The organism is Vibrio fluvialis (assembly GCF_900460245.1).
Taxonomy (GTDB): Bacteria; Pseudomonadota; Gammaproteobacteria; order Enterobacterales; family Vibrionaceae; genus Vibrio; species Vibrio fluvialis.
In genome coordinates this window covers 2,394,950-2,407,143 of record NZ_UHIP01000001.1, presented here as the reverse complement: position 1 = coordinate 2,407,143, position 12,194 = coordinate 2,394,950, and the positions used below count along the sequence as shown (strand labels likewise).

12 protein-coding genes are annotated in these 12,194 nt (G+C 46.7%); 8 read left to right on the top strand and 4 right to left on the bottom strand.

Features of this window, described 5'->3' with window-relative positions:
* Positions 1-105 precede the first annotated feature (105 nt).
* Together radA and fusA are read left to right on the top strand one after the other, a co-directional pair.
* A complete protein-coding gene (gene radA / locus DYA43_RS11265; protein WP_044364943.1) occupies positions 106-1,485 on the top strand; it encodes a DNA repair protein RadA in 1,380 nt (459 codons plus the stop codon).
* Between the two features lie 191 nt (positions 1,486-1,676).
* Positions 1,677-3,764 carry an elongation factor G gene (gene fusA, locus DYA43_RS11260; protein ID WP_020429795.1) on the top strand — a complete coding sequence of 696 codons (2,088 nt, stop codon included), beginning with the start codon at positions 1,677-1,679 and terminating at the stop codon, positions 3,762-3,764.
* A gap of 105 nt (positions 3,765-3,869) precedes the next feature.
* Here the strand turns inward: fusA and DYA43_RS11255 are convergent, their stop codons facing one another.
* Positions 3,870-4,802, bottom strand: coding sequence for a LysR substrate-binding domain-containing protein (locus tag DYA43_RS11255; RefSeq protein ID WP_020330550.1), 933 nt, complete (start codon positions 4,800-4,802; stop codon positions 3,870-3,872).
* 98 nt (positions 4,803-4,900) lie between these two features.
* Between DYA43_RS11255 and DYA43_RS23095 the strand changes: the two genes are divergently transcribed.
* Positions 4,901-5,107 carry a DUF1127 domain-containing protein gene (locus tag DYA43_RS23095; RefSeq protein WP_051154337.1) on the top strand — a complete coding sequence of 69 codons (207 nt, stop codon included), beginning with the start codon at positions 4,901-4,903 and terminating at the stop codon, positions 5,105-5,107.
* Here DYA43_RS23095 and DYA43_RS11245 read toward each other — a convergent pair.
* Positions 5,104-6,009: a LysR substrate-binding domain-containing protein gene (locus tag DYA43_RS11245; protein ID WP_061056846.1), complete on the bottom strand. Its 906-nt coding sequence runs from the start codon at positions 6,007-6,009 to the stop codon at positions 5,104-5,106. The two genes, DYA43_RS23095 and DYA43_RS11245, sit on opposite strands and share 4 nt — an antisense overlap.
* A 99-nt stretch (positions 6,010-6,108) precedes the next feature.
* Here DYA43_RS11245 and DYA43_RS11240 point away from each other — a divergent pair, with 99 nt between their 5' ends.
* On the top strand, positions 6,109-6,300 hold the full coding sequence (locus DYA43_RS11240; protein ID WP_061056845.1) for a hypothetical protein: 192 nt from the start codon (positions 6,109-6,111) through the stop codon (positions 6,298-6,300).
* 36 nt (positions 6,301-6,336) lie between these two features.
* Here DYA43_RS11240 and DYA43_RS11235 read toward each other — a convergent pair whose 3' ends face one another.
* Positions 6,337-8,022 (bottom strand): AMP-binding protein, encoded by a 1,686-nt coding sequence (locus DYA43_RS11235; protein WP_047461181.1) that lies wholly within the window; start codon positions 8,020-8,022, stop codon positions 6,337-6,339.
* Positions 8,023-8,137: 115 nt separating this feature from the next.
* Entirely contained in the window at positions 8,138-8,875 is a 738-nt protein-coding gene (locus DYA43_RS11230) for a helix-turn-helix transcriptional regulator (protein ID WP_081094807.1), read from the bottom strand.
* Positions 8,876-9,342: 467 nt separating this feature from the next.
* On the opposite strand from DYA43_RS11230, the gene DYA43_RS11225 reads away from it, so the two are divergent.
* From DYA43_RS11225 to cpaB, 4 genes are read left to right on the top strand one after another with little or no spacing between them, the layout of a single operon-like run.
* Positions 9,343-9,507 carry a Flp family type IVb pilin gene (locus DYA43_RS11225; protein ID WP_024373274.1) on the top strand — a complete coding sequence of 55 codons (165 nt, stop codon included), beginning with the start codon at positions 9,343-9,345 and terminating at the stop codon, positions 9,505-9,507.
* Between the two features lie 51 nt (positions 9,508-9,558).
* Positions 9,559-10,068, top strand: coding sequence for a prepilin peptidase (locus DYA43_RS11220; protein ID WP_024373275.1), 510 nt, complete (start codon positions 9,559-9,561; stop codon positions 10,066-10,068).
* A 25-nt stretch (positions 10,069-10,093) separates the two neighbouring features.
* Complete coding sequence (locus tag DYA43_RS11215; RefSeq protein ID WP_061056844.1) at positions 10,094-11,443, top strand: DUF8689 domain-containing protein; 1,350 nt, start codon at positions 10,094-10,096, stop codon at positions 11,441-11,443.
* Entirely contained in the window at positions 11,440-12,186 is a 747-nt protein-coding gene (gene cpaB, locus DYA43_RS11210; protein ID WP_024373272.1) for a Flp pilus assembly protein CpaB, read from the top strand. Before DYA43_RS11215 ends, cpaB begins: the two co-directional genes overlap by 4 nt.
* Positions 12,187-12,194 lie beyond the last annotated feature (8 nt).

Below are 12,194 nucleotides of genomic sequence, written 5' to 3'. Positions count from 1 at the left end.
TCATGATACATCGGCTCTGGATGTAAAATCTTTAGCGATATGTTGCAGTGATTCAACATTTTATTAAACCTGTGTAGTCACAACTTAGACGATTTTTGAGGATTCATGGTTAAAGCAAAACGTGCGTATGTCTGTAATGACTGTGGCGCGGATTTTCCGCGTTGGCAGGGGCAATGTAATGCCTGCGGAGCGTGGAATACCATTTCTGAAGTTCGCTTGGCAGCGTCGCCACAAGTGGCGCGCAATGAACGCTTAAGTGGCTACGCGGGCAGTGCCACGGAAGCGGTAGTACAAACCCTGTCCGACATTAATTTGCAGGAAGTGCCGCGTTTTACCAGTGGCTTCAAAGAACTCGACCGTGTGTTAGGTGGCGGCGTGGTGCCGGGCGCAGCGATTTTGATCGGTGGCAACCCCGGGGCGGGTAAATCGACGCTGTTGCTGCAAACCATGTGTCTGCTTTCATCGCAAATGAAAACCCTGTACGTCACGGGCGAAGAATCGCTGCAACAAGTGGCGATGCGCGCCTCTCGTCTTGGGTTACCGAAAGAGCATCTTAAAATGCTGTCGGAAACCAACGTCGATCGTATTTGCCAGATTGCCGAAAAAGAACAACCGCGCATTATGGTGATTGACTCGATTCAGGTCATGCACGTTGCCGATGTGCAATCTTCTCCGGGCAGTGTGGCTCAGGTGCGTGAAGCGGCCACGGCTCTGACCCGTTACGCCAAGCAGAATAACGTAGCGGTGTTTATCGTCGGTCATGTGACCAAAGATGGCACACTGGCTGGCCCGAAAGTTCTCGAACACATCATCGACTGTTCGGTACTGCTGGATGGTGGCTCAGACAGCCGCTTTCGCACGCTGCGCAGTCACAAAAACCGCTTTGGTGCAGTGAATGAACTGGGCGTATTCGCCATGACCGGGCAAGGGTTGCGCGAGGTGAGCAACCCGTCAGCGATTTTCCTGTCACGTGGTGAAGAAGCCACCTCCGGCAGCTCGGTGATGGTGGTGTGGGAAGGCACGCGTCCACTCTTGGTTGAGATTCAGGCGCTGGTGGATTACTCGCAGCTGGCCAACCCACGTCGCGTTGCAGTAGGTTTAGAGCAGAACCGATTGTCACTGCTGCTGGCCGTGCTGCACAAGCATGGCGGTTTGCAAATGGCGGATCAGGATGTGTTCGTCAACGTTGTCGGTGGTGTCAAAGTCACCGAAACCAGTGCCGACCTGGCCCTGTTGATGGCGCTGCTTTCGAGTTTTCGTGATAAACCACTACCAAAAGATGTGGTGGTGTTTGGTGAAGTGGGGCTGGCGGGCGAGATCCGTCCGGTGCCGAGTGGACAAGAAAGATTGAACGAAGCGTTCAAACATGGCTTTAAAAAAGCCATCGTCCCGATTGCGAATATGCCCAAAGGTGGCATTCCGGGAATGCAGATTCACGGCGTTCGCAAGCTGTCTGAAGCTATCGCCGCTTTTGATGAACTGTGAGGAAGCGAATTCAAAACGCTCGCTAAATATTTCGCTCATCGACTCGCGTCTTAGTGCCGGATCGCCTATATTTCATCAGCAGTAGGCGGACGTAAACTATTTTTTTTCAGCAAGTGTACGCAGGGGTATCAGTCTTGACGGATTGTGATATACTCTGCGCGCACTTTATACCTTATTAACAGAGTAAGACAATGGCAGATTTATCGAAATACAGAAACATTGGTATTTTCGCGCACGTTGACGCGGGTAAAACCACTACCACTGAGCGTATTCTTAAGCTTACTGGTAAAATCCATAAAGCAGGCGAAACACATGATGGTGAATCGACTACAGACTTCATGGAGCAGGAAGCAGAGCGCGGTATTACTATCCAATCAGCTGCGGTAACTTGTGAGTGGAAAAAACACCGACTAAACGTTATCGATACTCCTGGACACGTTGACTTTACAGTAGAAGTATACCGTTCACTGAAAGTTCTTGATGGCGGTATCGGTGTATTCTGTGGTTCTGGCGGTGTTGAACCTCAGTCAGAAACTAACTGGCGTTACGCGAACGAATCAGAAGTTGCACGTATCATCTTCGTTAACAAACTGGACCGTATGGGTGCAGACTTCTTTAACGTTGTTGAACAAGTGAAGAACGTACTGGCGGCGACTCCTCTGGTGATGACGCTACCAATCGGTCGTGAAGACGATTTCGTGGGTGTTGTTGACGTACTGAACCGTCAAGCATACGTATGGGATGAGACTGGTCTTCCAGAAAACTACAGTATTCAAGACGTTCCTGCAGACATGGTTGATCAAGTAGAAGAGTACCGTGAGCTTCTGATCGAATCTGCTGTAGAGCAAGACGACGAGCTGATGATGGCTTACATGGAAGGTGAAGAACCAACTGTTGAGCAAATCAAAGCATGTATCCGTAAAGGTACTCGTGATCTAGCGTTCTTCCCAACATTCTGTGGTTCAGCGTTCAAAAACAAAGGTATGCAACTTGTTCTTGACGCGGTAGTAGATTACCTACCAGCTCCAACTGAAGTTGAACCACAAGATCTGACTGATCCACAAACTGGTGAACCAACTGGTGAAAAAGCGATCGTTGATCCAGAGCTGCCACTGAAAGCGCTAGCATTCAAGATCATGGATGACCGTTTCGGTGCTCTGACGTTCATCCGTATCTACTCTGGCCGCATGAAGAAGGGTGACACCATCCTTAACGCTGCGACTGGTAAAACTGAACGTATCGGCCGTATGGTTGAGATGCAAGCGAACGACCGTACTGAGATCACTGAAGCGCAAGCAGGTGACATCATTGCTGTTGTTGGTATGAAAAACGTTCAAACTGGTCACACTCTGTGTGATCCAAAACACGAATGTACGCTAGAACCAATGATCTTCCCAGAGCCAGTAATCTCTATTGCTGTTGCTCCTAAAGACAAAGGTTCAACTGAGAAAATGGGTATCGCGATCGGTAAAATGGTTGCAGAAGATCCATCGTTCCAAGTTGAAACTGACGAAGATTCAGGCGAAACCATCCTTAAAGGTATGGGCGAACTTCACCTGGACATCAAAGTGGACATCCTGAAACGTACTTACGGTGTTGAACTGGAAGTCGGTGCTCCTCAGGTTGCTTACCGTGAAACTATCACTAAAGCAATCGAAGACAGCTACACCCACAAGAAACAGTCTGGTGGTTCAGGTCAGTTCGGTAAGATCGACTACCGTATCAAACCAGGTGAGCCAAACTCAGGCTTCACTTTCAAATCAACTGTAGTTGGTGGTAACGTTCCTAAGGAATTCTGGCCAGCAGTTGAGAAAGGTTTTGAGAGCATGATGGCGCACGGTGTGCTTGCGGGCTTCCCAACGCTTGACGTTGAAGTTGAACTGTTCGACGGTGGCTTCCACGCAGTTGACTCATCTGCAATCGCATTTGAAATCGCAGCGAAAGGCGCATTCCGTCAATCAATGCCAAAAGCAGGCGCGCAACTTCTAGAACCTATCATGAAAGTTGACGTGTTCACTCCAGAAGATAACGTTGGTGACGTTATCGGTGACCTGAACCGTCGTCGTGGTATGATCAAAGACCAACAAGCTGGTGCAACTGGCGTTCGTATTAAAGCAGACGTTCCTCTATCAGAAATGTTCGGCTACATCGGTACGCTACGTACTATGACTTCAGGTCGTGGTCAGTTCTCTATGGAGTTCGAAAAATACTCACCATGTCCAGCAAACGTTGCTGAGAAAGTGATTGCTGAAGTTAAAGAGCGTAACGCTAAGAAGTAATTCTTGAGTTAAGCATTTAACAACAAAGCCCCGTTGGCGAAAGCTGACGGGGCTTTTTCTTTGGCTCAGATTTAAGCTCTCTGCGCGGCAAACGAGAGACACTGTCTAAAGTTCGAATTGTGTTTCCCGAATCTCACCCGTGTAAGGATAGCGCTGCTGGAACTGTGCGATTTCTTCTTTCAGCCAGGCATGAAAAGCCTGGATCTTTGGACGTTTGAAGTAACCACTTGGCGCACACAGATAAAATTGAAAACGCGGTCTTAAGGCGACGTTTCCCACCTGAACCAGTTTACCTTCTTCAATGTATCGACATGCTGTCGCATGTTTCACCAAAGCTACCCCCTGAACGGCCAGTGCGCCTTCCAGCACAAATTGAGAGCCGTTGTACTGCAGAGTCGACTTGCTACTGTGATAGCCCAAGTTACGCAACCATAACCCCCAATCCATATCCGGCCAGATATCCTCGATGAGATCAGCGCGCACCAGATCATCCAATTGATAAATATTGTGTTGCTGCTGGTAAATCGGGTGACAGACCGGGTAGAGCACTTCATCCATCAGCCATTCGGAATGGACGTTCTTGTAGTCACCGCGGCCATAGCGGATGCAGACATCCACACTGGAGTCCTGAAAATTCACCAGATCGCTGGTGGGTTCAATTAATAATGAAATTTCGGGATGTTGGGTTCGAAAATCGCCGATGCGTGGCACTAACCAATGCTGAGCGAAAGAGGGCAGAGTGGAAATCGACAATTGATGCGGTGAAGGATCTTGGTTGATCAAGCGAATACCTTCCTGCAGGTGAGCAAAGCCTTTCTGAGCCTGTTGATACAGCACACTGCCTTCATGGGTCAGATGAATTTTTCGGTGTTGGCGAACAAACAGTTCAGCCCCAAGCCACTCTTCTAATAGGCGAATTTGTTGGCTGATGGCCGCTGGTGTCACAAACAGCTTTTCCGCTGCGACTTTGAAACTGCCTGTTTCGGCGGCTGTATAAAAATAAAACAGCCCTTGAAAAGGCGGGATACGTTCACTCACATTAGTTTTCCTTAACTGAATGGCAAGATCTATCGTTTGTCGGGATAACGATTAATGACGATTATTAGTCATAACAAATCAGGGTTCAAGGGGGACTTATGAACGTTACTCAAATCGAAAAATCATGTACTCAGCACCAATTACCAAGTTATTCAGTTAATACTTTCTTGAGTCAGTTAATGCAATGGCGACAAAACTACCGCACTCGTCGTCAGCTGCGTGACTTGCCGCCGCATCTGTGGAAAGACCTGGGTCTTGAGCGTGAGCAGATTGAGGCAGAAGTTAACAAAAGCTTCTGGCGTTAAAGCGGTGCTTGCTGTCTCAGCTCCCGTCGCAGCCAGTCATTGAATGCTTCAATACGGGCTGCGCGGGATGAAGAAGGATCGCTGATCAAGCTGTAGCGCACACCGGGTGTTAATCCGACAGAGAACGGTTTGACTAACAGGCCACGGGCAACAAAATCATCGGCCAGACTGTCGGTCGCCAAACAGGCTCCATGACCTGCAATCACGGCATTCAGAGCCATGTCGAAGGTACTCACTTCCATCCATTGAACGGTATCTTTGGCCATGACGACGGACGCTTGTCTGAACCATTGAGACCAGGAAAAACTCTGTGAGTCGAAGTGGATCAGCCAGCAGTTCAGCAGTTGTTCCGGCTCACAGAATTGCATTGAGTTAGCCAGCTCAGGTGAACAAAAGGGATAGACGGGCTCTTCAAACAACATCTCTTGGTGCAAGCCAGGATCATTGACCTCTTCATCCCCCTGCCATATCGCCACATCAATCGAAGTGTGGCGAATATTGGGTGTATCGCAATCGGTAATGAGGCGGATCGGAATATACGGATGCTCCATCGTGAACTTCCACAATCTTGGCATCAGCCAGCGTGAAGCAAATGAAGGTGGAGTACGTACACACAGTACTCCTTCAACCGGTTCGCTTTGAATTTGATTAAGACCAGTGATGATTTTCTCAAAGCCACTGCTGACTTGATGGTAGAGCGCTTCACCTTGTTTGGTAAGTTGCATTTCTCGGCCCTGTCGGACGAAAAGTTTGCAATTCAGGCCTTCTTCCAGTTGGCGGATTTTCTGGCTCACGGCGGCTTGAGAAATAAACAGCTCTGTAGCGGCAGCGCTGTAGCTTCGAAGGCGTGCTGCGACTTCGAAATAACGTAAACCAGCAAGGTGTTTGAGGCGATTGTCCATAATCTCTGCTTATAGTCGGTGTGTTAAATGATCGTTCGTATCGCGTCAGCGTCCTTTTCATAATACGGGCTATGCGGTGGTGGGTACAGGAAGATATGTATGGAAAAGGTTATTCAAGTTAAGCAGCAATATTCTGTTATTAGAAAGATAACTAACGCGATTCAGCAGATTTTTGGCATGAAAAAGGAACACCGTCGAGCATTACCAGAACCAGAAAATGCCCATCTTAGACGAGACATAGGGTTAGAAGAAGTCGGTGACAACGCTCGTGATTATCAGCGTTACTTATAGTGAAAATGAAAAAGGAGCCCTCGGGCTCCTTTTTCATTATTCTTCCCAGACGACAAGCTGACCTTTGGGCCAATTTTGTCCGACTTCATGGTATTTTTGTTCCAACACGTGACGCTTAATTTTAAGCGTCGGTGTCAGAATGCCGTTGTCGATACTCCATGGCTCTTTGATCATGAGTACGCCCTTAATTTGTTCATGAGATTCCAACTCGTTGTTCATTTTATCAATCACTTTGCGCGTTGTGCGTTCATAACGTGCCCGGTCAAAGTTAGGAAAATCATGAGGGACGACCAATAGAATAGGAGCGGGGAGCCCAAGGCCAATCAGGCACATCATCTCTACCCGACTGTACTCAAACAACTTTTTCTCGATCGGTACGGGGGAAACGAACTTACCTTTCGCTGTTTTGAAGGTATCCTTTTTACGCCCTTGGATAGTCAGATAGCCTTCAGCATCCAACGAACCAATATCTCCGGTGTGCAACCAGCCTTCGCGATCAAAGGATTCTTGGGTGGCAATATCATTTTTGTAGTAACCGGAAAATAAGCCTTTGCCCTGAACCATGATCTCTCCGTCAGAGGCAATCTTGAGATTGATACCCGGCCCGGCTTGCCCGACCGTTCCGATTTTATCGGCGCGGAATGGATAGTTGATCGTGCTGTAAGCAAATGACTCGGTCATTCCCCAAGCTTCGGTAATGTTCAAACCAACACTGTGATACCAGGAAAGCAGTGCTGGGGACACAGGTGCTGAGCCACAACCGAGCACTCGCGCTTTATCGAGGCCAAGACCATCAGCCAGTTTGCGTTTAATCAATGTATTGACGAACGGTATCTTAAGCAGGATATCAAGTTTTCGTTGCGGCAACTTATCCTGAATACGCTGCTGGAACAGGGTCCAGAGTCTCGGTACCGAAATGAACAACGTCGGGCGCTGCATTTTGACATCTTCGATAAAGGTATCGAGTGATTCCGGAAACGCCGTCGGAACGCCACCCTGAATTGAGCTGCCAAAGATGTAAACGCGTTCGGTAATGTGCGCTAAAGGCAAATAGGAGAACAGGCGGTCATTATCCTGAATGCCGATGTGTCGAATCAACTGCTGAACCGACCAACTGAACGCGCCGTAGGTCAGCATTGCTCCTTTCGGTAATCCCGAGGTTCCCGAGGTGTACACCAACGACATCAGCTTGTCATCGTAATGTTGTGGACGACTTTCACTTGGCGGATAGTGCGCGATAAGATCCTGATAGCGATGCTGACACGTTGGTGCTGAATCGTATGGCAGGGAGACAGTGATAAGATCGGGCACTTCAGTAAGTACTTGCGACGTTGCTTTGGCATCATCAAGCTTACCAGCGATCAAGATTTTACTTTCACTGTGAGAAATACAGTATTCGATCGTATCGGCCCCTGCTGTGGGGAAGATGGGAACACTGACGAAGTCACCCAGCATGAACGCAAGATCGCAGATAAACCACTCGGCGCAGTTTTTTGATATTAAAGCAATCTTATCGCCCGGTTTTGCACCCAAATCGCGCAGTGCTGAGACAAGACGAAGTGCTTGATCCGCAACGTCGGCATAAGTAAATTCAACGAATTGTCGGTTGATAATTTGCTTGAGATAAACCTCATTAGGGCGTTCCCTGGCCCATTTCAAAATCATCTCATTGGGTGGTGGGAGAGCACAGGTCGGTTTGCTTAACTCGTTAGGCTGAATCATTCTCTAACTCCATGTTATTGGCAAAACTGTTGTTATTTTTATGTTAATTGGTTGTTAAATATAGCAGTTTGTTTTGCTCTGGGGAAGCTTTGCTCACACGCAGTTACAGAATTTATTAAGAATGGATCTGGCGGAAAACTCCCGGGCTAATACCCGTTTTCTTTTTGAAAATTCGAGAAAAATAGGAAACATCATGATAACCACACTGGTAGGCAATAAAGGCGATTTTGGCATTTCGCTCATCGACCAATAGCCTTTTCGCCATGGCAATCCGCTTGTTGCAAATGTAATCACGAAAACTAATCCCGATGACTTTATGGAATAACTTAGAGAAGTAGGAAACGGAGTAGTGGCAATACGCTGCGATGTCTTCTTCACGAATTTCCTTGGTAATGTTGAGTTCGATATAGCGCAGAATATCGAGCATTTCTTTGCTCATACTTGCGGATGAAATAGGACTTTCTTGCAACTTGGGCGAAAAAATATGTTTGTCAAAACTCATATGCAGCTTTTGACATAATCCAATCAGGGTAATTGAAGGGTCATCAACGGAAATATCCATAATCCCGAATATCGACTCATGATGGCCGATAGAGTTCTCGTAGCTTCCATCGTGAATAATAATCAGATACTTATGTAAATTGGCACACATCTTTATTGCTGTCATGAGTAACTCCTGACAGCGAGGCTTCTGATAGAAAAACAATGCATAGTGAATGTTGGGTTCACTAAGGATTGAAACGTCGCTTCCGTGTTCCACCAGCTCAAAATGGTGCCGGCAAACATCCTGAACTCGCTTAGGTAAAAAGTTTACCGGGCTTCCCAACCAGTGTCCTTCCAGTTTTCCTGCCATAGTTTGCGCTCGCATCGTTCTTATCGTTAACCCTTTGGAATAAGGGGTTTTGTAGTTAAGCCTAGAATCATGGCAGCAAAGTGCAAGTCGACTTACCTAAGTATGAGGTCCGATTGATAGGCTTCTTTGCTATTCAACATACAGCCCAACAAAAAGGGATGTAATCTGTGAATTAAGTTTCACAATTGAGAATTAAATCGCTCGCAAAAATACCCTGAGAGATAAATTCTTTGCAGAGAAATGTGCGTTTCAGGTCTCGATTTCCTATCTGCCAAATCATTCAGTTCAAGTACCGCAACGGTTAGTGCCAAATAAACGCGGTCAACTCATTACTTTCAGTGATGGTTAAGCAAACTTTTACATGAAATCTTGAATAAAAAAGTACCAAAAGAAGACAAAAAAGTCCTAACAGCTATTGATAGAACTATCTAGATTCAAAGGGAACCATTCAGGAAGGAGACCAGAAAATGAATAAGTTCACTAAGTTCGTCAAAGACTTTTGGCAAGATGAAGAAGGTCTGTCTGTTGTTGAATACGTAGTCGGTGCGGGTCTTTTGGTTGCAGCGTTGGCCGTCGTGTTTTCGGGTTGGGGCTCTACTCTTCAAGCTGAGCTGGATGCCATCTTCTCGTAGACAATCAATCATTACAGATAAAAATTACATATGAGCCTTATAGTTTGGACTATGTTGTTTGTAGTTGGTGTATATGATGCGAGACAGCATCGTATACCCAACTATCTGCTTGCTCTGCTGATTTTAGCGGGGACGTTTCAAACCGTCTTAGTGAATGAGTCTTATGGCTTTTTCGCGGGCCAAGTTGGAGCAATGGTGATGGTGTTTATCCTCGCGTTGCTATGCAATTTGGCGGGTTGGATGGCACCAGGTGATGTTAAGTTGTTGGCTGTCGTGGGATTTTTAACCGGCTTCGGTCATTTGGCTGATACGTTTCTATATATCGGTCTTAGTGCTGTCTTTATCGGTGTCATGTACGGAGTACTGAATTATTTACTTCAGTACAAATCAGCTCTCAGTGCGGGAGGCATCGTGAGTAAAGTTCACTTGTCTGGACCGCTATACACAAAACTAAGTCGGAAAAGTTTGAAACGTCCTAAGGGTAATGATCTTGTTATGCCATTGGCGCCTGTCATCGTTGTCGGTGTTGCATTAGCACAATATGCCCAGAGCTCTTTCTAAAGCGCTACTATGACAAGGAGTCATTATGGCAACAGTGGTATCCCAAGGTCTTCACCGATCCGCCCTGACGCCTCAAGCTTCTGCGCCGAAGGTTCCTACATCTTTTGAAGATCTCAAAGTCCCGAGAGCAGTATTGGAAAATCTGCTGCTGAAGCATTTAGCCGCTTACCCCAAATCGGATGTTCTACAGCTTACTCGGCATATGGCAATTAACAGCCACATGATTGAAGATGTCATCGCGACACTGAGGCAAAAGTCGCTGGTAGAAGTCTTTCAAGCAGAACAGGCTTCTTATTTAAGCCCTTCTACAGGGCATGTCCGTTACGGCTTGTCTGAAACAGGTATGCGAGAAGCTGATGCGGCATTTGCCAAAGATGCGTACTTGGGGCCAGCTCCTGTCTCTCTTGAGGACTACAATGCGATGGTCCAGGCTCAGGACGTTCGATCTAAAATTATTACGCGTCCCGATGTCGAATTTGCATTGAAGGATGTCTATGGCGCAGAACGATTAGTGTCTGTTCTTGGTCCAGCTATCAACTCTGGCAGAGCCTTGCTCCTTTATGGAGATGCAGGGACGGGTAAGACGTTCGTTGCGACAAGAATACTCAATTCTTTGAATACATCTGTGTTCGTACCTTATTCCGTGTATGCCATGGGTAACATCATCAAGGTGTACTCAAGACAGCACCATCGTGCCGTTGACTCAAATGGTCAGACTCAATCGGTATCGTATAAAGATCAGTATGATCGCCGTTGGGTTCTGTGCGAACGCCCCAGTATTCAAGTGGGCGGCGAACTGACCATGGATATGTTGGAAGTAAATCACACTGAACACAACAGAGTCTGGATGGCGCCACTACAAATGATGGCCAACAATGGCATATTCATTATCGATGACCTGGGACGGCAACCAATGCCAGTAGCAACCTTGCTCAACCGTTGGATCGTTCCCATGGAATATTTTTATGACTACTTGTCTTTGCCAAATGGCCAACAAATTACTATCCCTTTCATATTGACGCTGGCTTTTTCGACGAACTTAGATCCCGAAAAAATCAGTGATCCTGCATTTTTGCGTCGGCTAGGTTACAAAGTTCAGTTTCATCCTCTGGAGCAATCTGAATACCACGCATTGTGGGAAGAAATGGCTTCTAATCGAAATTTACAGATCCATGCATCGTCTTTCGAAGTGTTATATAGCCTACACAGACAACATGCTGTGGGCTTTTATCCCTGCTTGCCGAAAGACTTAATTGGAATCAGTCGAGACATCATAGCGTTTGAAGAAAGCGAACCCCTTATTACTCCGGTCATTATGGAGCGAGCGTGGGAAGTTTACTTCACAGCAGATGGCAAAGGAGGAGGTGCTCGATGAGTCGCAATCAAGTGATTTTGTTATTTCTGTTATCTATTGTATTTGGTCTTGGAGCGGTCTTCTTTGCAAAACAATGGATGGATAGACAAGTTCAACCTCAAACTGAAGTTGAAGTCGTGGAGCGTGTTCCTGTGGTTGTGGCTTCTCGTGAAATTCCGGTAGGCACAGTCATTGAAGAGCAACATTTAGCGACTCGTTTATTGGAAAAATCTTGGGTAGAGGATAACCAATTTTCGAGTACAGAAGGTGTTGTTGGGAAAATAGCCGGTTCGGACATGTACACCAACGAAATTATTGTTGCTCAGCGCCTAACTACACCAGGAGAAGGGGCAACCCTCGCTGCTCTGATTCCGGAAGATAAGCGTGCGGTTACCATTCGTGTTAATGATGTCATTGGTGTGGCTGGTTTTTTGTTACCCGGCAATAAAGTTGACGTTTTAAGCACGGTTCAATACAGCAAAACATCAGCCAATACGACCACTATCTTAAAAGACATCCGTGTTCTTGCTGTCGACCAGACGGCCAAGACTCAAGAAAATAAACCGATTATTGTACGGGCTGTAACGTTAGAGGTTTCACCTAGAGAAGCTGAAAAACTGTTGAGTGCCAAAAGTAAAGGAGACATTCAACTTGTTCTGCGTAATCCCCATGCAGTGGAAGAAAAGGTTGTTAAATATGTGCCACCACCAAGTGTGACTATTATTAAAGGAACCGATTCATCCAACATTCGTGTGAAGAATTGAGGTGTGTT